Source organism: Streptomyces sp. NBC_01429 (genome assembly GCF_036231945.1).
GTDB lineage: Bacteria > Actinomycetota > Actinomycetes > Streptomycetales > Streptomycetaceae > Streptomyces.
On sequence record NZ_CP109599.1, the window covers coordinates 1,180,637 to 1,202,373 of the forward strand.

General features: G+C 75.2%; 2 protein-coding genes. Both read right to left on the reverse strand.

Features of this window, described 5'->3' with window-relative positions; genetic code table 11:
- Window positions 1-51: 51 nt before the first annotated feature.
- Entirely contained in the window at window positions 52-10,734 is a 10,683-nt protein-coding gene (locus OG627_RS04975; RefSeq protein WP_329061798.1) for an SDR family NAD(P)-dependent oxidoreductase, read from the reverse strand.
- Window positions 10,735-10,786: 52 nt separating this feature from the next.
- Window positions 10,787-21,721, reverse strand: a complete 10,935-nt coding sequence (locus tag OG627_RS04980; protein WP_329061800.1) for a type I polyketide synthase — start codon at window positions 21,719-21,721, stop codon at window positions 10,787-10,789.
- Window positions 21,722-21,737: the final 16 nt, after the last annotated feature.

The following is a 21,737-nucleotide window of genomic DNA, read 5'->3' on the forward strand; positions in this document are numbered from 1 at the left end:
CCACAGGTGACGGCCCGCCGGTTCCGCCGGCGGGCCGTCACCTGTGCCCGGTCAGCTGTACGTTCCCAGTTCGTCGTCCAGGATTCCGAACAGCTCGTCCGCGGAGGCCGATTCGAGCCCCGGTCCGCTGGGACCGCTCTCCCGCTCGCTCTCGCCGGGGCCGCCGGTCCACTTCGCCGCCATCGCGCGCAGCCGCAGGCCGACCCGCGACCGCTGTTCCTCGGTGACGGCCGCGGCGTCCAGCAGGGCTTCCAGCCGGATCACCTCGGCCTCGGCGTCCGGGGCCGCTCCCCCGTCGGCGAGGGCCAGTTCGTCGAAGAGCAGTGCGGCGATGGCGGCCGGATTCGGGTAGTCGAAGGTCAGGGTGGTCGAGAGCCTGACCCCGGTGTCGGCGCTGATCCGGTTGCGCAGTTCCAGGGCGGAGAGCGAGTCGACGCCCAGCTCGCCGAATCCCCGCTCCGGGTCGACCGCTTCGGCGCGGGTGTGTCCCAGCACCTCGGCGACATGGCCGCACACCGTCTCCACCAGCAGCTTCCTGCTGTCGGCCGGGGTCAGCCCGGCGAGCCGGTCCGCCAGCGCCTCCGGCCGCGGCCGCGCCTGATCGGCGGCGGCCGGTGTCTCCCGTACGGTCCGCCGGGCCGGGGCCGGGGCGAGTGCCCGTACCAGCGCCGGCGCGTCCTCGGTGGGGCGTACCCGCATCGGCAGGAGTACGGCACGGTCCGAGGCGAGCGCCCGGTCGAAGAGCGCCAGCGCCCGGTCGGCGGGCAGCGGTTCCACGCCGTCCCGGGCCAGCCGCCGCAGCTCGGCCTCGCCGAGGCCGCCCGCCATGCCGGAGGCCGTGTCCCACAGCCCCCAGCCCAGCGAGTGCGCGGGCAGCCCGGCGGCGCGGCGGTGGGCTGCCAGCGCGTCGAGGAAGCCGTTGCCCGCCGCGTAGTTGCCCTGCCCGGCGGCGCCCAGGGTGGCGGCGGCCGAGGAGAACAGGACGAAGGCGGCGAGATCGAGATCCCGGGTCAGCTCGTGCAGATTCCAGGCGGCGTCGGCCTTGGGCCGCATGACCGCGTCCAGCCGGTCCTGGTCGAGCGCCGAGACCAGGCCGTCGTCCAGCACCCCGGCCGCGTGCACCACCGCTGTCAGCGGATGATCGGTGGGCAGGGAGGCCAGCAGGTCGCCCAGCGCGTCCCGGTCGGCGGCGTCGCAGGTGACGGCGGTGACTGCGGCGCCGAGGTCGTCGAGCCCGTGCGTGGAGCCGCTGCGGCTGCCGAGGATCAGGTGCTTGACCCCGTACGTGTCGACGAGGTGCCGGGCGAGCAGCCGGCCGAGGCTGCCCGTACCGCCGGTGATCAGTACGGTGCCCTCCGGGTCGAGGCCCGCGAAGGAGCCGTCGTCGGCGGCCTCCGTGAGCCCGGGGACGTACGCCCGGCCGCCCCGCAGCGCGAGTTCCGGCTCGCCGGTGGCGAGCGCCGCCGCGAGCGCGGCCTCGGAGGCCGGGTCGTCGTCGAGGTCGGCGAGGACCAGCCGGCCGGGGTACTCGACGTTCGCCGAGCGTACGAGACCCCAGATCCCCGACTGGGTCAGCTCGGGTTCGTCGTCCACCCCGTCCACGCCGACCGCGCCCCTGGTGACGACCACCAGTCGCGCGGTGTCGTCGGACAGCCACTCCTGGAGCGTCGCGAGCACCTGGCCCGCCACCTCCCGGGCGGCGACGGGGGTGCTGGTACCACCGGGCGCGGGGGCGAACAGCACCCGGTCGGCGGGGCGCCCACCGGTCGGGTCCGCCGCGTCACCGGAGAGTTCCAGCGGCGTCCAGTGGAGCGCGAAGAGGTCGCCGGTGACGGGGGCGGGCGGGGCCAGCTGCTCCGCCGTCACGGGGCGGATCCGCAGCGAGGAGACCACGGCGACGGGTGCGCCCGCCGGGTCGAAGAGCTGGAGGCTCATCCGCTCGGCGCCGTGCGGGGTGAGCCGCAGCCGCAGCGCCGAGGCGCCCGCCGCGTACAGCGACACGCCCTCCCAGGCGAACGGCAGCGTCATCACGGTGGGGTCCTGGCCGTCGAGCAGATCGATCGTGTGCAGGCAGGAGTCGAGCAGCGCGGGATGGAGTCCGAACCCGGCCGTCTGCGCGCCCTCGGGCAGGGCCAGCTCCGCGTAGACCTCCTCGCCGAGCCGCCACGCGGCGCGCAGGCAGCGGAAGAGGGGGCCGTAGCCGTACCCCTGGTCCGCGAGCCGGTCGTACGAGCCGGTCAGATCGACGGGTACGGCGCCCTCCGGCGGCCAGACGGCGAGCGCGGCGGGTTCCGGGGCCGCGGCCGGCGCGAGGACGCCCGTGGCGTGCCGGGTCCAGGCCGCGCCCGTACCGTCGTCCTCGGCGCGGGCGTGCACGGTGACGGGGCGGCGGCCGGTGGAGTCCGCCGCTCCGGCGACCACCTGGAGGTGGATCGCGGCGTGCGCGGGGAGGATCAGGGGCCGTTCGATGGTCAGCTCCTCGACCTGCGCGCCGCCCACCCGGTCGGCCGCGCCGACCGCCAGCTCCACGAACGCGCTGCCCGGCAGCAGCACCACATCGGCGACGGCGTGGTCGGCGAGCCAGGGGTGGGTGTCGAGGGAGAGCCGGCCGGTGAGCGCGACGGTGTCGCCCTCCGCGAGCGCGATCTCGGCTCCCAACAGCGGGTGTCCGGCCGGTATCTGGCCAAGTCCGCCGGCGTCGAGGACACCTGACGGTCCGTCCTCCAGCCAGAGCCGCTCGCGCTGGAACGCGTAGGTCGGCAGGCCGATCCTGCGGACGCCGTCGCCCGCGTACACCCGGTGCCGGTCGAAGGCGATGCCCCGCACATGCAGGGTGGCCAGCGCGGTGCTCAGCGCGACGGGCTCCTCGCGGTCCCGGCGCAGGAGGGGGACGAGCGCCGAGCGCTCGGGGTCGGTGAGGCAGTGGGTGCCCATGGTGGAGAGCACGGCGTCGGGACCCAGTTCGAGGAAGGTCCGTACGCCCTCGGCCTCCAGGGTGCGGACGCCGTCGCCGAAGCGCACGGCCTCGCGCACGTGGCGCACCCAGTAGGCGGGCGAGGTCAGTTCCTCGGTGGTCGCCAGGGCGCCGGTCAGGTTCGAGACGATCGCGAGGGCGGGCGGTTCGAACCGCAGGCCGGCGGCGATCTCCGCGAACTCCGCGAGCATCGGCTCCATCCTCGGCGAGTGGAACGCGTGGCTGACCCGGAGCCGCTTCGTACGGCGGTCCCCGAAGGCGGCGCCGACCGCGGCCACGGCCTCCTCGTCGCCCGAGACGACCACGGCGCGCGGGCCGTTGACGGCCGCGACGCTCACCGTGTCCCCGAGGTGCGGGAGCACCTCCTCCTCGGTGGCGTCGACGGCGAGCATCGCGCCTCCGGCGGGCAGTGCCTGCATGAGCCGTCCCCTGGCCACCACCAGCCGGGCGGCGTCCTCCAGGGTGAGCACCCCGGCGACGTGCGCGGCCGTGAGTTCGCCGATGGAGTGGCCCGCGAGCAGGTCGGGGCGGACGCCCCAGGACTCCAGCAGCCGGAACAGGGCGCTCTCCACGGCGAACAGGGCGCTCTGCGTGTACATCGTGCGGTCGAGCAGCGCGGCCTCGGCGCTGTCGGGCGCGGCGAAGACGATCTCGCGCAGCGCGGTCGTGGCAGGGGCGCCGAGCTGGACGGCGAACTCGCGGTCGAGGTGACGGCACGCGTCGTCCAGCGCGGCGCGGAACGCGGGGTGTTCGGCGTAGAGGGCCTGCCCCATCCCGGGGCGCTGGGCGCCCTGGCCGGTGAAGAGGTAGGCGAGTTTCCCGGCGACCTGCTTACCGCGCACCGGGCCGGGCACGGCCGCTCCCGGCGCGGTCGTCCCGGGCAGGGTGGCGCCGGGCGAGCCGGCCGCTCCGGACGCCAACGCGGCCAGTCCGGCGGTGAGTTCGTCCCGGTCGCGGGCGGTGATCCCGGCGCGGTGCGCGAGGGCCGCCCGGCCGGTGGCCAGCGAGAAGGCGAGATCGGCGATCGACTCGTCCGCCAGCGGCAGCAGCCGCTCGGCCTGTGCGGCGAGGGCCTGCGGGGTGGCGGCCGACAGGAGGACGGGAAGCAGCGGTACGGGCCCGGCCGGCTCCGCGTCCGGGCGCCCGGCGGGTTCCGGCTCGACGGCCTCGATGATGGTGTGGGCGTTGGTGCCGCTGATGCCGAAGGAGGAGATCCCGGCCCGGCGCGGACGGCCCGTCTCCGGCCACTCACGCTCCTCGGTGAGCAGCTTGACCTCACCGGCCGACCAGTCCACCTGGTCCGACGGCTCGTCCACATGCAGCGTCCTCGGCAGCACGCCGTGGCGCATCGCCAGCACCATCTTGATCACACCCGCCACCCCGGCCGCGGCCTGCGTGTGACCGATGTTCGACTTGATGGAACCGAGCCACAACGGACTCTCCTCCGACCGGTCCTGACCATAAGTCGCCAGCAGCGCCTGCGCCTCGATCGGATCACCGAGCGTGGTCCCCGTGCCGTGCGCCTCCACCGCGTCCACGTCGGTCGCGGCCAGACCGGCACTGGCCAGCGCTTGGCGGATCACGCGTTGCTGGGAGGGGCCGTTGGGCGCGGTGAGCCCGTTGGAGGCGCCGTCCTGGTTCACGGCGGAGCCGCGTACCACGGCCAGCACCTCGTGGCCGTTGCGCCGCGCGTCCGAGAGCCGCTCCAGCAGCAGCATCCCGGCGCCCTCGGAGAGCGCGGTGCCGTCGGCGGCGTCGGCGAAGGACTTGGCCCGCCCGTCGGCCGCCAGATTGCGCTGCCTGCTGAAGTCCACGAAGGTGTCGACGGTCGACATCACGGAGACGCCGCCGGCCAGCGCCAGGGTGCATTCGCCCTGCCGCAGGGCCTGCGCCGCGAGATGCAGCGCCACCAGCGACGAGGAGCACGCGGTGTCCACGCTGAGCGTGGGACCCTCCAGCCCCAGGGTGTAGGCGACCCGGCCGGAGGCGACGCTGCCGAGACTGCCGTTGCCCAGATAGTCGCGTACCGCCTCGGGGGCGTTGCTGAGCCTGCTTCCGTAGTCGTGGTACATCACCCCGGTGAAGACGCCGGTGCGGCTGCCGCGGACCGAGTGCGGGTCGATGCCCGCGCGCTCCAGCGCCTCCCAGGACACTTCGAGCAGCAGCCGCTGCTGCGGGTCCATCGCCAGGGCCTCGCGCGGCGAGACTCCGAAGAAGTCGCCGTCGAAGTCGGCGGCGTCGTGGAGGAATCCGCCCTCCCGCGTGCTGCACTTGCCCGCGGTGCCCGGCTCGGGGTCGTAGATCCCCGCCACGTCCCAGCCCCGGTCCGCCGGGAACGCGGAGATCCCGTCGCCGCCGTCGGCGAGCAGCCGCCAAAGCTCCTCCGGGGTGCTGACGTCGCCGGGATAGCGGCAGCTCATCGCCACGATCGCGATCGGTTCGTCCTGGACGGGGACGGGGACGGTGACGGCGGGCCCGGTGGCGGCCGGTTCCGCCGAGCCGACCAGCTCGGCGACGAGATAGCCGACGAGCGCGGTGGAGTCCGGATAGTCGAAGACCAGGGTGGCGGGCAGCCGGAGCCCGACGGCGGCGCCGAGCCGGTTGCGCAGCTCCACCGCCGTCAGCGAGTCGAATCCGGCCTCGCGGAAGGCGCGGCGCGGATCGAGGACCATGTCGGGTTCGTGGCCGAGTACGGCGGCGACATGGGTGCGGACGAGTTCGAAGAGCAGGGCGGCGCGCTCGGCCGGGGCCAGCGCGATCAGCCGGTCCTGGAGGGTGGTGCCCGTGGCGGCCGAGGCCGCGGTCCGCCGGGCCGGGGTCCGTACCAGCCCGCGCAGCAGCGGCGCCGGCGACCCGGCGCGGCGCAGTACGGCCAGGTCGAGGCCGATCGGCAACAGGACGGTCTCGGCGGCGGCCAGCGCCGTGTCGAACAGGGCGAGCCCGTCGGCGGTGGCCAGCGGCCGCACGCCGGAGCGCGCCATCCGCGCCACGTCGGCGTCGCTGAGATGCGCGGTCATGTTGGTGCGCTGCTCCCAGAAGCCCCAGGCCAGCGAGGTGGCGGGCAGGCCGAGGGCGGCGCGGTGGTGGGCCAGTCCGTCGAGGAAGGCGTTGGCCGCCGCGTAGCCGGACTGGCCCGCGCCGTCCAGGGTGCCGGCCGCCGAGGAGAAGAGGACGAAGGCGGTGAGGCCGAGGTCCCGGGTCAGCTCGTGCAGATGCCAGGCCGCGTCGGCCTTGGGCCGCAGCACCGTGTCGAGCCGCTCGGGGGTGAGCGCGGAGACCAGCCCGTCGTCCAGCGCCCCGGCCAGGTGCACCACTCCGGTGAGCGGGTGCTCGGCGGGTACGGAGGCGAGCAGCGCGGCGAGTTGGTCGCGCTCGGCCGCGTCGCACGCGGCGACGGTGACCGTGACGTCCGGGTCGGCGGTCAGATCGGAGAGGTCGTCGGACGCGACACCGCCGCGACCGGCCAGCAGGACCCTGCGTACGCCGTGGCGGGTCACCAGATGGCGGGCGACGAGGCAGCCGAGCACCCCGGTGCCGCCGGTGATCAGGACGGTGCCCTCGGGCCCGAAGGAGGAGCCGCCCGTGCCGTCGCGGGGGTCCGGTGCGGCTCCCCTGGCCATTGCGGGGAGGTGGACGCGGCCGTCGCGCAGGGCGAGTTGGGGCTCGCCGGAGGCCGCTGCCGCGACCGCGGCCTCCACGGATCCGTCCAGGGCGGTGTCCGTGTCGACCAGGACGAACTGGTCGGGGTTCTCGCCCTGCGCGGCACGCACCAGACCCCAGACGGCGGCGCCGGGGAGGTCGTCGACGCCTTCGGCGCCCACCGCGACGGCGCGCCGGGTGAGGACCACCAGCCGGGACGCGGCGAACCGGTCGCCGGTCAGCCACTGCCGTACGGTCTCCAGGACCTGCACGGCCGCCGTCCGCGCGCCCGCGACCGGGTCCCGGTCCTCCCGGTCCGGGGCGCCGCCCAGCGGGAGCACCACGAAGTCCGGCACGGTCTCCAGGGCGTCGAGGCCGCTCGCGTACAGGCCGTCGGCGTCCGGGCCGACCGCTCCCAGCAGCCCGGCGTCGAGCACCGCGTAGGTGGGGGCGGTCGCGGGGGCGGTCACGGCGGGCAGTTCGGGCCAGTCGAGCCGGTAGAGGTCGTCGGAGCGTGGCGCCGAGGAGAGCGCGGCCGGGTCGACGGCGCGGGTGGTGAGCCCGTCGACCGAGGCGACCGGGGCGCCCGTGGCGTCGGCGAGCTGGATGCGCAGGGTGTCCGTACCGCTGATCCGTACCCGCAGGGCGGTCGCGCCGGCGGCGAACACCGACACACCGTTCCAGGCGAAGGGCAGCCGGGCCTCGGTGCCGGCCCCCGCATCGCCCAGACCGGCGGCGTGCAGCGCGGCGTCGAAGAGGGCGGGGTGCAGGGCGAAGTCGGACGGTTCCACGGGGAGTTCGACCTCGGCGAAGGTGTCGTCGCCGAGGGTCCACACGGTGCGCAGCCCCTGGAAGGCGGGGCCGTAGTGGTAGCCCTGCTCGGCCAGCCGGTCGTACACACCGTCCAGCGGTACGGGCCGGGCGTCCGGGGGCGGCCACGCGGCCAGGTCGAATCCGGCGTCGGCGGCGTCGGGCGCCAGCAGGCCGGAGGCGTTGCGCGTCCAGTCGCCCTCGTCGCCCTCCGTCCTGGAGTGCACGGCCAGCGGTCGGCGGCCGGTGCCGTCGTCCTCGCCGAGGCTCAACTGCACCTGGACGGCTCCGCGTGCGGGCAGGATCAGCGGCGCCTCCAGCGTCAGCTCCTCCACCTGCCCGCAGCCGACCTCGTCGCCCGCCCGGACGGCCAGCTCCACGAAGGCCGTGCCGGGCAGCAGGACCGTGCCGCCCACCGCGTGGTCCGCGAGCCACGGCGCGGTAGCGGCCGAGAGCCGGCCGGTGAAGAGCATGCCGCCCTCGGCGACGGTGACCGCCGCGCCCAGCAGCGGGTGGCCGGCGGTGGTCAGTCCCGCCGCCGTCACATCGCCGACGCCCGGCGAACGGCCGAGCCAGAAGCGCTCCCGCTGGAAGGCGTAGGTGGGCAGATCGAAGCGGCCAACGGGCCGGTCGGAGAAGGCCGTTCGCCAGTCGACGGGCACGCCGCGCGTGAACGCCTCGCCCAGCGAGGTCAGGAACCGGGCCGCTCCCCCCTCGTCGCGGCGCAGCGAGCCGATGCCGGCCACCTCCGCGCCCACGGCGTCGGCGGTCTCCTCGATGCTGTGGACGAGGACGGGGTGCGGGCTGCACTCGACGAACACGCCGTAGCCGCTGTCGAGGAGCACCCGGGTCGTGTCGTCGAAGAGCACGCTCTGCCGCAGATTCGTGTACCAGTACTCGGCGTCGAGCCCCTCGGTGGCGAGCAGCGCCCCGGTCACGGTGGAGTAGAACGGCACCTCGGCCGGCCGGGGCGCGACGTCGGCCAGTTCGGTCAGCAGCCGGTCGCGGATCGACTCGACCTGGGCCGAGTGCGAGGCGTAGTCCACGGGCAGCCGTTTGGCGCGCACGCCCTCGGCCTTCAGCGTCTCGCACAGCTCGTCGACGGCCCCGGTGTCGCCGGACAGGACCACCGAGGCCGCGCCGTTGACGGCGGCGACCGAGATCCGGCCGTCGTACGGCGTGAGCCGCTCGCGCACCCGCTCCACCGGCAGCGCGACGGACATCATCGCGCCACGCGCGGACAGTTCCCCGGCGATGGCCCGGCTGCGCAGGGCGACGACCTTGGCGCCGTCGGTCAGGGAGAGCGCTCCGGCGACGCACGCCGCCGCGATCTCGCCCTGGGAGTGGCCGATCACGGCGGCGGGCTCCACCCCGTACGAGCGCCACATCCGCGCCAGCGACACCATGACCGCCCAGAGCGCGGGCTGGACGACGTCCACCCGGTCCAGCGGCTGTCCGCCGCGTACGGTCTCCAGCAGGTCCCAGTCCACCAGCGGCGCGAGGGCCTCGGCGCACTCGGTCATCGCGGTGGCGAACACCGGTTCCGCGGCGAGCAGTTCGGAGGCCATGCCGATCCACTGCGAGCCCTGGCCGGGAAAGACGAAGGCGATGCGGGACTCGGCCGCCCGGTCGCCCCGTACCACCTGGGAAGCGGCCTGTCCCCCGGCGAGGGCGGTCAGTCCGGCGGTCAGCTCCTCGCGGTCGGCGCCGATCACCACCGCGCGGTGGCTGAGCGCCGCCCGGGAGGTGGCCAGCGCGTGGGCGACGTCGGGCAGAGGGGCGCCGGGGATGCGGTCGAGCAAGCGCCGCGCCTGGGCGGCGAGTCCCGCCTCGCCCTTCCCGGACAGGACGAGCGGCAGCGGGCCGGTCCACGCGTCGGTGTCCCGCGCGGGCCCGGTGGGTTCGGTGGACCCGTCCAGCGCTGCCTCGGGCACGCCCTCCAGGATCACGTGCGCGTTGGTGCCGCTGATCCCGAACGACGACACCGCGGCGCGCCGCGCGTCGCCCTCGGGCCACTCCCGCGCCTCGCTCAGCAGCTCGACGGCGCCCGCCTCCCAGTCCACCTGGGAGGAGGGCCGGTCGGCGTGGAGCGTCTTCGGCAGCCTGCCGTGCCGCATCGCCATCACCATCTTGATCACACCGGCGACGCCCGCCGCCGCCTGCGTGTGACCGATGTTCGACTTGATCGACCCCAGCCACAGCGGCTGCTTCTGCGTGTGGTCCCGGCCGTAGGTCGCGAGCAGCGCCTGCGCCTCGATGGGGTCGCCGAGCGGGGTGCCGGTGCCGTGCGCCTCCACCGCGTGCACCTGGTCACCGGTGAGCCGGGCGTTGGCCAGCGCCTGCCGGATGACCCGCTGCTGGGAGGGGCCGTTCGGGGCGGTCAGTCCGTTCGACGCGCCGTCCTGGTTGGTGGCGCTGCCCCGGACCAGGGCGAGTACGGGATGGCCGTTGCGCGTGGCGTCGGACAGCCGCTCCAGCAGCACCATCCCCGCGCCCTCGCCCCAGCCGGTGCCGTCGGCGCCCTCGGCGAACGACTTGCAGCGGCCGTCCAGGGACAGCCCGCGCTGCCGGGAGAAGTCCACGAAGGTGTCGGGGGTGGACATCACGGTCACCCCGCCGGCGAGCGCGAGCGAGCACTCCCCCTGCCGCAGCGCCTGGGCGGCGAGATGCAGCGCGACCAGGGAGGACGAGCAGGCGGTGTCCACGGTGACGGCGGGGCCCTCAAGACCCAGGGTGTAGGAGACCCGGCCGGAGGCCACACTGCCCAGGTTGCCGTTGCCGAGATATCCCTCGACGCCCTCGGGCACCTCGGTCAGCCAGCTGCCGTAGTCGTGGTACATCACCCCGGCGAAGATGCCGGTGCGGCTGCCGCGCAGGGTGTGCGGGTCGATACCGGCCCGCTCGAACGCCTCCCAGGCGGTCTCCAGCAGCAGCCGCTGCTGCGGGTCCATCGCGAGGGCCTCGCGGGGCGAGACACCGAAGAACCCGGCGTCGAACTCCGGTGCGTCGTAGAGGAATCCGCCCTCGCGGACATGGGTCCTGCCCGGCGCGTCCGGGTCCGGGTCGTACAGGCCCTCGACGTCCCAGTCACGGTTGGCCGGGAAGTCCCCGATGGCGTCGACACCCTCGTCCACCAGCCGCCACAGCCGCTCGGGCGAGTCGACGCCGCCGGGGTAGCGGCAGCTCATCGCCACGATCGCGACCGGCTCCTCGGCGGCGGCCGTGACCTCCGCGTTCCGCTGGCGCAGCCGTTCGTTCTCCAGCAACGACTCGCGCAGCGCCTCGACGATCTGCTCGACAGATGTATCCACGTCCGTGTCGCTCCCTGATTGCTTGGCGTCGCTGATTGCTGGGCGTCGCTGGTTACTTGGCGTCACTGTGGTCGAGCGCGGTGCGGACGAGAGCGGCGATGTCCATGCTCTTGATCGCCGCGCTCGTGGCCTCCGCGGCCGGGCCGGTGGTGTCCGGGGCCGGTACGGAGGGGTCCGGCAGCGGCTTCGACAGTGTCAGCAAGGTGTCGAGCAGACCCGCCTCGCGGATCCGGGCCATGGGAATGCCCGCGAGCACCTCGCGCAGCCGGAGATCGTCGGCGTCCTCGTCCGGTGCGGCGGGCGCCGCGGGTTCCGGCGCCAGCCGCTCCAGCAGGTAGGCCGCCAGCGCCACCGGGGTCGCGTAGTCGAAGATCATGGTGGACGGCAGCCGCAGCCCGCTCACCGCGTTGAGTTTGTTGCGCAGCTCCACCGCCGCGAGCGAGTCGAAGCCCAACTCGGTGAAGGCGCGCCTCGGTTCGATCGCCGAGGCGCCCTCGTGGTTGAGTACGGCGGCGACCTCGCCCCGTACCGCGTGCAGCACCGCGTGTTCGTGGTCGGCGGCCGGGAGGGCGCTCAGCCGCCGCACGAGCGCGGGCACCTCGGCGGCCCCGGTCTCGCGGGGTGCGCCGCCGCGCGCGTCGCGCCGTGCCACCGGCCCGGCGAGGTCGCGCAGGACGGCGGGTACGGCGTCGCCGCGCCCGCGCAGCGCCGCGAGGTCCAGCCGTACGGGTACGAGCGTGGCGCGGTCGGCGCGCAGGGCGGCGTCGAACAGGCCGAGCCCCTCGGCCCGGTCCAGCGCGCCGATTCCGGAGCGTTCGATGCGCTGGAGGTCGGCCGCGTCGAGCTGTCCGCCCATGCCGCCCGCTTCCCTCCACAGCCCCCAGGCGAGGGAGAGGGCGGGAAGTCCCAGCTCCCGGCGGTGTTCGGCCAGGGCGTCCAGGAAGACGTTGGCCGCCGCGTAGTTGCCCTGCCCGGTGGCGTCGAGGGTGCCGGCGGACGAGGAGAACAGCACGAAGTGGGCGAGACCGCGCTCCCTGGTCAGTTCGTGCAGGTGCCACGCGGCGTCGGCCTTGGGGCGCAGTACGGTGTCGAGCCGCTCGGGCGTGAGCGATCCGATCAGCGCGTCGTCGAGGACGCCCGCCGTGTGCACGACGCTGTCCACGGGATGCGCGGCGAGCAGCGCGGCGAGCGACTCGCGGTCGGCGACATCGCAGCCGGCCACCTCGGTGTGCGCGCCGAGTTCGGCCAGCTCGTCCTGGATCCGCTTGGCTTCGGGCGCGTCGGGGCCCCGGCGGCTGACCAGGACGAGGTTCCGCACGCCGTGCCGGCGGACCAGGTGCCGGGCGATCAGCGCGCCGAGCCCACCGGTGCCGCCGGTGATCAGGACGGTGCCCCAGTCCGGGCCGCCCTCCTCCGGCGCGTCGGCGGGGGCTTCGGGGACGGTGACGCCGACGAGCCGCGGTACCCGGATGTCGTCGCCGCGCAGCACCACCTCCGGCTCGCCGGAGTCGAGCGCGGTGGCCAGCGCCGCCGGCGAGAGCGGGGCGTCCGCGGTGTCGACGAGGAGGATCCGGCCCGGGTCCTCGGCCTGCGCCGCGCGCACCAGCCCCCGTACCGCCGCGTCCGCCAGGGCGTGTTCCGGGCCGGATCCGGTGAGCACCACCAGGGTCGAGTCGGCGTACCGCTCGTCGGCGAGCCACGGCCGCACCGTGGCGAGCACGGCGCCGAGGGCCGCGCGTACGGCCTCGGGCGGCTCGCCGGCCGCCGTGGGTACGGGCAGCAGCACCACGCCGGGCAGCGCGCCCGGGGTGGCTCCGGCCAGTGCGGCGAGATCGGGGTGGACGGGCAGTCCCAGGCCGAGATCGCCGGTACCGAGCACGGCGTAAGCGCGCTCCCCCGCACCGCCCGGACCGCGCGGCGGCAGCGGGACCCGCTGGACGGCGAAGAGCGAGTCGGTCCGCGCGCCGAGCCGCTCGGCCGTCACCGGCCGGGTCACGAACCCGCCGACGGTGGCGAGCGGCAGCCCGCCCTCGTCGGCCAGCTCGATCCGCACCCGCCCGGTGGCGTCGCGGCCTAGCCGGGCGCGGGCGGCGGGGGCGCCGGTGGCGTGCAGGGTGACGTCGTGCCAGGCGAACGGGAGCAGGATCTGCCCCTCGTCGGCCCGCTCGGCGTCCTCGAACAGGGACGTGGCGTGCAGGGCGGAGTCCAGGACGGCGGGGTGCAGTCCGTACCGGGCGGCCTCCTGGCGGGCCGACCCGGGCAGCCCCAGCTCGGCGAAGACCTCGTCCCCGCGCCGCCAGGCGGCGCGCAGGCCCCGGTGGACGGGCCCGTACTCGTAACCGTCGGTGTGCATCCGCTCGTAGAGCCCGGTCAGGTCGACCGGGACGGCGCCGGGCGGCGGCCATGCGGTGAGCGGCTCGGGCCGGCCGGTGCCCCGTGCGGTCAGGGTGCCCGTGGCGTTGCGGGTCCAGGCCGCGGTGGGCGCGGCGCTCTCCGCCCGGGAGAAGATCTCCACCTCGCCGTCCGGTTCCGCGACCACCTGGAGCTGTACGGCGCCGCGCGCGGGCAGCGACAGCGGTGTCTGGAGCGTCAGTTCCGCCAGCACCGGCAGGCCGAGCGCGTCGCCCGCGCGGATCGCCAGGTCGACCAGCGCGGTTCCCGGCAGCAGTACGGTGCCGAACACGGCGTGGTCGGCGAGTGCCGGGTGGGTCGCGGCGGAGAGCCGTCCGGTGAGGATGACGCCGTCGGAGGCGGCCGGCCTGATCTCGGCGCTCACCAGGGGGTGGTCGACCGGCGCCTGGCCGAGGCCGCCCGCGTCGCCCTTCGCGACGGGGCCGTCCAGCCAGAAGCGGCGGTGCTGGAAGGGGTAGGTGGGCAGTTCGACCCGGCGCCCGGTGCGGCCGCCGTGCAGCGGCGACCAGTCGACGTCGGCGCCGCGCGTGTGCGCCAGCGCGAGCGCGCCCAGCAGTTCGGCCACTTCCGGCCGGTCCTTGCGGCCGACCGCCACGAACACCGCCCCGGGCTCCGTGGCGCCCTCGGCGCGGCCCTCGGCGCACTCCTGGCCCATGGCGGTGAGGACGGCTCCGGGCCCCAGCTCCAGGAAGGTGGAGACGCCCTGCGCGAGGAGGGTCTCAACGCCGTCCGCGAACCGTACCGTCTCCCGTACGTGCCGCACCCAGTAGTCGGGCGAGCGCAGCTCCGCCGGGGTGGCGGTCCGCCCCGTCAGTGTCGACACGACCGGGATGGTGGGATCGGCGGTGGTGAGACCGGAGACGACCTCGCGGAACGCGTCGAGCATGGCGTCCATGCGCGCCGAGTGGAAGGCGTGCGAGACCTTCAGCCGCTTGGACGTGGGGAAGCGGGCGGCGAGTTCGAGCACCGGCTCGCTGTCGCCCGAAACCACCACGGAGCGCGGTCCGTTGACCGCCGCGACGCTCACGCGCCCGTCCGCGTCGAGGAGGGGACGTATCTCCTCCTCGGCGGCCTGTACGGCGACCATCGCGCCGCCCTCGGGCAGCGCCTGCATGAGCCTGCCCCGGGCGGCGACGGCGGTGGCCGCGTCCGCCAGCGACCAGACCCCGGCGACATGCGCGGCGGCGAACTCGCCGATGGAGTGGCCCGCCAGCGCGTCCGGGCGCAGCCCGAAGGACTCCAGCAGCCGGAACAGCGCCACTTCCGTCGCGAAGAGCGCGGCCTGGGTGTACACCGTCTGTCCGAGCAGCTCCGCGTCCTCGCCGAACACAACCTCCGTCAGGGGGCGTTCGAGCGCCTTGTCCAGCTCGCGGGCGACCAGGTCGAAGTGTTCGGCGAAGACCGGGAACGTCTCGTACCACTGCCGTCCCGCGCCGGGCCGTTGCGATCCCTGGCCGGAGAAGAGGAAGGCGAGGCCGCCCTCGGTGACGGCGCCGGTGACCAGGCCGGGCGCGCTCGCCCCTTCGGCCAGCGCGGCGACGGCGGTGTCGTACGCGGCGCGGTCCGGGGCGATGACCACCGCGCGGTGGCTGTGCGCGCTCCGGGTGGTGGCGAGCGCGTGGCCCAGGTCGGCGAGGGGGACGGGATCCGCTGCCTCGGCCGTCGTGGTCCGCAGCCCGGCGGCCTGGGCGCGCAGCGCGTCGGCGCCGCGCGCGGAGAGCGGCAGCGCCACGAGGCCGGGCGCCGGGTGTCCGGCGGTGGTCGCGGCGGGGACCGGGACGGGCTCGGGGGCCTGTTCCAGGATCACGTGCGCGTTGGTGCCGCTGATGCCGAACGAGGAGACGGCGGCCCGGCGCGGATCGCCGTCGGACGGCCAGGGGCGGGACTCGGTGAGCAGATCCACCGCGCCGGCCGACCAGTCCACCTGATCGGAGGGCGCGTCCACGTGGAGGGTCTTGGGGAGTGTGCCGTGGCGCATGGCCATCACCATCTTGATGACACCGGCGACCCCGGCGGCGGCCTGGGTGTGACCGATGTTCGACTTGATGGAGCCGAGCCACAGCGGGCGGTCGTCGGTGTGTTCCTGGCCGTACGTCGCGATCAGGGCCTGTGCCTCGATCGGGTCGCCCAGGGTGGTGCCCGTGCCGTGCGCCTCGACGACATCGACCTCGGCGGCCGTCAGCCCGGCGCCCGCGAGGGCGGCGCGGATCACCCGCTGCTGGGAGGGGCCGTTGGGGGCGGTGAGTCCGTTGGAAGCGCCGTCGGAGTTGATGGCGCTGCCGCGTACCAGGGCGAGGACCTCGTGGCCGTTGCGCCGGGCGTCGGAGAGCCGCTCCACCACCAGCATGCCGGCGCCCTCGCCCCAGCCGGTGCCGTCGGCGCCGGCCGCGAACGACTTGCAGCGGCCGTCGGCGGCGAGACCGCGCTGGCGGCTGAAGTCCACGAAGGTGTCGGGGGTGGACATCACGGTGACCCCGCCGACGAGGGCGAGCGAGCACTCGCCCCGGCGCAGCGCCTGCGCCGCCAGGTGCAGGGTGACCAGCGACGACGAGCAGGCCGTGTCCACGGTGACCGCGGGGCCTTCGAGGCCGAGGGCATAGGCCACCCGGCCCGACACGACACTGCCGAGGTTGCCGTTGCCGAAGTAGGCGGCGACGTCGTCGGGGACGTCGGTCAGCCAGGTGCCGTAGTCGTGGTACATCACCCCGGCGAACACACCGGTGCTGGTGCCGCGGATGGTGGCGGGGTCGATGCCGGCCCGTTCGCACGCCTCCCAGGAGACCTCCAGCAGCAGCCGCTGCTGGGGGTCCATGGCGACGGCCTCGCGCGGGCTGATGCCGAAGAAGTCGGCGTCGAACTCCGCCGCCCCGTAAAGGAATCCGCCCTCGCGCGTGTAGGTCCTGCCCGGCTTTCCGGGCTCGGGGTCGTAGAGCGTGTCGGTGTCCCAGCCCCGGTCGGCCGGGAACCCGGACACCCCGTCGACGCCGTCGGCCACCAGCCGCCACAGCTCCTCGGGCGAGGCGACGCCGCCCGGGTAGCGGCAGCTCATCCCGACGATGGCGATCGGCTCGTCCGGGGCGGCCGTGGTGACGACGGGCGCGGGGGCGGCCGGTTCGGCGCCGAAGAGTGTGTCGCGGATGTGGTCGGCGAGCGCCCTGGGCGCGGGGTAGTCGAAGACGAGGGTGGCGGGCAGGGTCAGTCCGGTGGCGGAGTTCAGCCGGTTGCGGAGTTCGACCGCCGACAGCGAGTCGAATCCGATCTCGGTGAACGCCCGGTGCGGGTCGATGGCGGCGGCGCTCTCGTGGCGCAGGACGGCCGCCACCTCGGTGCGTACCAGTTCGAGCAGGGTACGGTCCCGCTCGGCGGGCGGCAGCGCGGCCAGAGCGCTGTCGGCCCCGGCGGCGCGGCGTGCCCTGGCGGCGGTGGCGCGCCGGGTGGCCGGCCTCACCAGCGCGCTGAGCAGGGGCGGGATTCCGTCGGCCCGGACGCGTACGGCGGCGGCGTCCACCTCGACCGGGGCCACCCGGGGCTCGCCGGTGCGTACGGCCGCGTCGAACAGGCGCAGGGAGTGCGCCGCGCCGAGTCCCGGCAGGCCGTAGCCGGCGATACGGGCGAGCGCCGCCTCGTCCAGCGCCGCTCCCATGCCGGTGTCGGTGGCCCACAGCCCCCAGGAGAGGGCGGTGGCGCTCAGGCCGAGGTCCGCGCGGTGGGCGGCGAGGCCGTCGAGGAAGGCGTTGGCCGCCGCGTAGTTGCCCTGCCCGGCGCCGTCCAGCACGGCCGCGAGCGAGGAGAAGAGCACGAAGGCGGTCAGCGGCCGGTCCCGGGTCAGCTCGTGCAGATGCCACGCGCCGTCCACCTTGGCCCGGAACACCTCGTCGATCAGCTCGTCGGTGAGGGAGCCGATCACTCCGTCCCGCACCCCGCCGGCGGCGTGCACCACCGAGTCGACGGGGTGCGCTTCGAGCAGCGCCGCCAGGGCCTGACGGTCACTCACATCGCAGGCCGCCAGGGTCACATCGGCGCCGAGGGCGGTCAGCTCCGCGTGCAGCTCGGGGGCCGATCCGTGCCGGCTCGCCAGGACCAGGGAGCGTACGCCGTGTTCCCGGACCAGATGCCGGGCGACCAGCGCGCCGAGCCCGCCGGTGCCGCCGGTGATCAGGACGGTGCCCCACTCCGGGGCCTGCTGGGCGGCGGGCGGCAGGGCGGTAAGCCGGGGCGCGGTGAACTCGCCCTCGCTCAGGGTGAGTTCCGGTTCCCCGGTGGCGAGCAGGGTGTTCAGGTCCGGTTCGGGGAGCGCGCCCTCGTGGGTCAGCAGAACGATCCGGCCGGGGTTCTCGGCCTGCGCGGAGCGCACCAGGCCGCGCACCGGCGCGTGGGCCAGCGCGGACGACACCACCACGACGAGCCGCGACGCGGTGAACCGGTCGTCGGCGAGCCAGTTCTGAAGGGACGTCAGTACGGATCCGGTCGCGGTCCTGGCGGCTTCGGTGACGACGTCCGGGGCGGTCTCCGTGGCGGTGTCCGGGGCCGCGACCCGCAGGACCACCGCGTCCGGGGTCGTCCGTCCGGGCCCGGCGAGCGCGTCGAGGTCCCCGTCCCACTCCGCGATCACCGCTGGGCCGTTCTGGGAGCGGACACCGCCCAGCGGCACCGGCCGTACCGCGTAGAGCACCTCGCCGTCCGGCACCGGCCGGGAGACCAGCGCCCGTACGGTGGCCACCGGCTCCCCGGCGGCGTCGGCGAGTTCGAGCGCGAGCGTGTCGCGGCCGGTGTGGGAGATCCGTACCCGCAGCGCGGCGGCGCCGACCGCGTGCAGGCGCACCCCGCTCCAGGCGAACGGGACGAGTACCTCGGAGCGGGCCGGTGCGCCGAGATCGGAGGCGTGCAGCGCCGCGTCGAGCAGGGCGGGGTGCAGGCCGAACCCGGCCGCCTCCGCCGCCTCCTCGTCCAGGGCGACTTCGGCGCAGATGTCGTCGCCGTCCCGCCAGGCCGCGCGCAGGCCCTGGAAGGCGGGCCCGTACCCGTACCCCTGGGCGGCGAGCCCGTCGTAGACACCGGTGAGATCGAGGGGTACGGCGCCCGGCGGCGGCCACGCGGCCGTCGCCGACGGCGCGGGGTCCGTGGCGGCCACCAGCACACCGGCGGCGTGCCGGGTCCACGGCCCGGCCTCGGCGCCCTCGGCCCTGGAGTGGATCGTGAGCGGGTGGCGGCCCGCCTCGTCGGGCTCAGCGACGGCGACCTGTACGGCGACGGCGCCGTCGGCGGGCAGCACCAGCGGTGCGCCGAGGGTGAGTTCCTCCAGCGCGCCCGCGCCCACCTGCTCCCCGGCGCGCAGCGCCAGTTCGACGAACGCGGTGCCGGGGAAGAGCACCCGGCCGGCGATCACATGGTCGGCCAGCCAGGGCTGGGCGCGCGTCGACAGCCGTCCGGTGAGCACCACTCCGTCGGCGCCGACGGCGACCACCGCGCCGAGCAGCGGATGTCCGGCGGCGAGCTGGCCGAGGTCGGCCGTGCCGGTGGTGGCCGAGCCCTGCTCCAGCCAGAACCGGCGGCGCTGGAAGGGGTATACGGGCAGCTCGACGCGGCGCGCGGCGCGTCCCGCGTGGAACCGGTCCCAGTCGATACGGATACCGCGCGCGTGGGCCGTCGCGAGGGCCGAGACCGCTTCGTGCTCCTCGGGCCTGTCCCGGCGCAGCAGCGGGGCGAAGGCGGTGCCGGCCCCCTCGGCGCACTCCTGGCCCATCGCGCTGAGCACGCCGTCGGGGCCGATCTCCAGGAAGGTGCGGACGCCCGCGCCCTCCAGCTCGCGCACGGCGGGCAGGAAGCGGACCTGGGCGCGGATCTGCTCCACCCAGTACTCGGGCGTGCTCAGTTCGGCGCCCGCCAGCTCTCCGGTGACCGTCGACACGACGGGGATGGCGGGCTCGGCGTACTCCAGCACCTGGGCGATCCGGCGGAACTCGGCGAGCATCGGCTCCATCAGCGGCGAGTGGAAGGCGTGGCTCACCCGCAGCCGCTTGGTGCGCAGCCCGCGGGCGGCCAGGGTCGCGGCGATCCGCTCCACCTCGTCCTCGGCGCCGGAGAGCACCACGGAGGCGGGTCCGTTGACCGCCGCGACGGCGACCCCGGGGGTCAGCGACGGCGTCACCTCGTCCTCGGCGGCCTCGACGGCGACCATCGCGCCGCCGGAGGGCAGTGCCTGCATGAGCCGGCCGCGCGCGGCGACGAGGATCGCCGCGTCCTCCAGCGTCAGCACTCCGGCCACCTGCGCGGCGGCCAGCTCGCCGATCGAGTGCCCGGCGAGGTAGTCGGGGCGCACGCCCCAGCTCTCCATCAGCCGGAACAGGGCGACTTCGACGGCGAACAGCGCGGGCTGGGCGTACTCGGTGGTGTGCAGCAGCTCCGCCTCCGGGGAGCCGGGAGCAGCGAACAGGACTTCGTGCAGCGGTAGTTCGAGCTGCATGTCCAGGTAGCCGGCCACCTCGTCCAGCGCCTCGGCGAACACCGGGTAGCGGTCGGCCAGTTCCTGTCCCATGGCGAGACGCTGGCTGCCCTGCCCGGTGAAGAGGAACGCGAGTTTCCCGGCAGCGGCACGGGAGCCAGCGCCCGCGCCGGACCCGCCACCGCCGGTCACCACACCGGGACGGGAGACTCCCCCGGCGATCGCCGTCAGCGCGGCCCGCAGTTCGTCGCGGTCCTCGGTGACGACCACGGCGCGGTCCGCGAGGGCGGCGCGGGTAGTGGCCAGGGAGTGCGACAGACCGGTGAGGGGTGCCTCGTCCACCAGCGGGAGCAGGGCGGACGCCTGGGCCCGCAGCGCCTGCTCGCCGCGCGCCGAGAGGACGAACGGCAGCACGCCAGGGGCGCCCTGCGCGGTGTCGCGGTCGGCGGTCTCCGGCTCCTCGGGCTGTTCCACGATGATGTGCGCGTTGGTGCCGCTGACCCCGAACGAGGACACCCCGGCCCTGCGCGGCCGCCCCCGGTCGGGCCACGGCCGTCCCTCGGTGAGCAGTTCGACGGCCCCGGCCGACCAGTCGACGTGCGGGCTCGGGGCGTCGATGTGCAGTGTTTTCGGCAGGAACCCGTGGCGCATGCCGAGGATCATCTTGATGACACTGGCCACCCCGGCGGCGCCCTGGGTGTGTCCCAGGTTCGACTTGGCCGACCCGAGCAGCAGCGGCTCGTCCGCCGGACGCTGCCGGCCGTACGTGGCGATCAGCGCGTTGGCCTCGATGGGGTCGCCGAGGGTGGTGCCCGTACCGTGCGCGTCCACGGCGTCGACCTCGGCGGCCGTCAGCCCGGAGTTCGCCAGGGCCTGGCGGACCAGGCTCTGCTGCGCGGCGCCGCTCGGCGCGGTGAGTCCGTTGCTCGCGCCGTCCTGGTTGATGGCCGAGCCGCGGACCACGGCCAGCACCCGGTGGCCCCGGCGCCGTGCCTCGGAGAGCGGTTCGAGGACGAGGACGCCGGCGCCCTCGGCGAAGCCCGTACCGTCGGCGGCGGCCGAGAACGCCTTGCAGCGGCCGTCGGGGGCGAGCCCGCGCTGCCTGCTGAACGCGGTGAACACACCGGGGCCGCCCATCACGGCGACACCGCCGGCCAGCGCGAGCGAGGACTCGCCCCGGCGCAGCGACTGGCAGGCGAGGTGGATGGCGACCAGGGAGGCGGAGCAGGCGGTGTCGACGGTGACGGCCGGGCCCTGCGCGCCCAGTACGTAGGCGACGCGTCCGGAGATCACACTGGACGCGTTCCCGGTCATCAGATAGGCGTCGAGTCCGTCGGGCGCGTCGTGCAGCCGGGGACCGTACTCCTGCACCTCGGCGCCGAAGAACATCCCGGCCGCCGTACCGCGCAGCCCGGTGGGGTCGATCCCGGCGTGTTCGAGGGCCTGCCAGGCGGTCTCCAGCACGACGCGCTGCTGGGGGTCCATGGCGAGGGCCTCGCGCGGGCTGATCCCGAAGAAGTCGGCGTCGAACTCGGTCGCGGTGTCGAGGAATCCGCCGCTGCGGACATAGCTCGTGCCGGGCTGGTCGGGGTCCTCGTCGAACATCCCGGCCAGGTCCCAGCCCCGGTCGTCGGGGAACGCGGACAGCACCTCGCCGCCGTCGGCGAGCAGCCGCCACAGGGCGTCGGGCGTGTCGATGCCGCCCGGGAAGCGGCAGCCGATGCCCACGACCGCGATCGGCTCGTCCGGCTCACCCGGCGCGCCACCGGCGGATGCCGCGGGCACCGGGGCCGTGATCTCGGCCCCGGTGCCCAGTGCCCCGGTCAGCAGGCGCTCCACGAGTGCCCCGGGGGTCGGGCAGTCGTAGGCGAGTGTCACCGGGAGTTCGAGGGCTGTCCGCTCACTCAGCCGTCGGTGCAGATCCACCGCGGCGAGCGAGTCGAAGCCCAGCTCGGCGAAGGAGAGCGTGGTGTCCAGTGTGTCGGCCGTGTCGGGGCGTGCTGCCTTGAGCGCCGCCAGCGCGCAGGTGTGCACCAGGTCGAGCACGACCCTGTGGTGCTCGGACGGCGGGGTGGTGGCCAGCAGCCGTGCCAGCGCTGAATCGGGACGGGAACTGGAACCGGACTCGTTCATCCACGCATCTCCACTT

What these genes read in the sequence shown, in the direction of transcription:
- OG627_RS04980 (WP_329061800.1), bottom strand. Translation starts at nt 21,721, where the DNA reads ATGAACGAGTCCGGTTCCAGTTCCCGTCCCGATTCAGCGCTGGCACGG.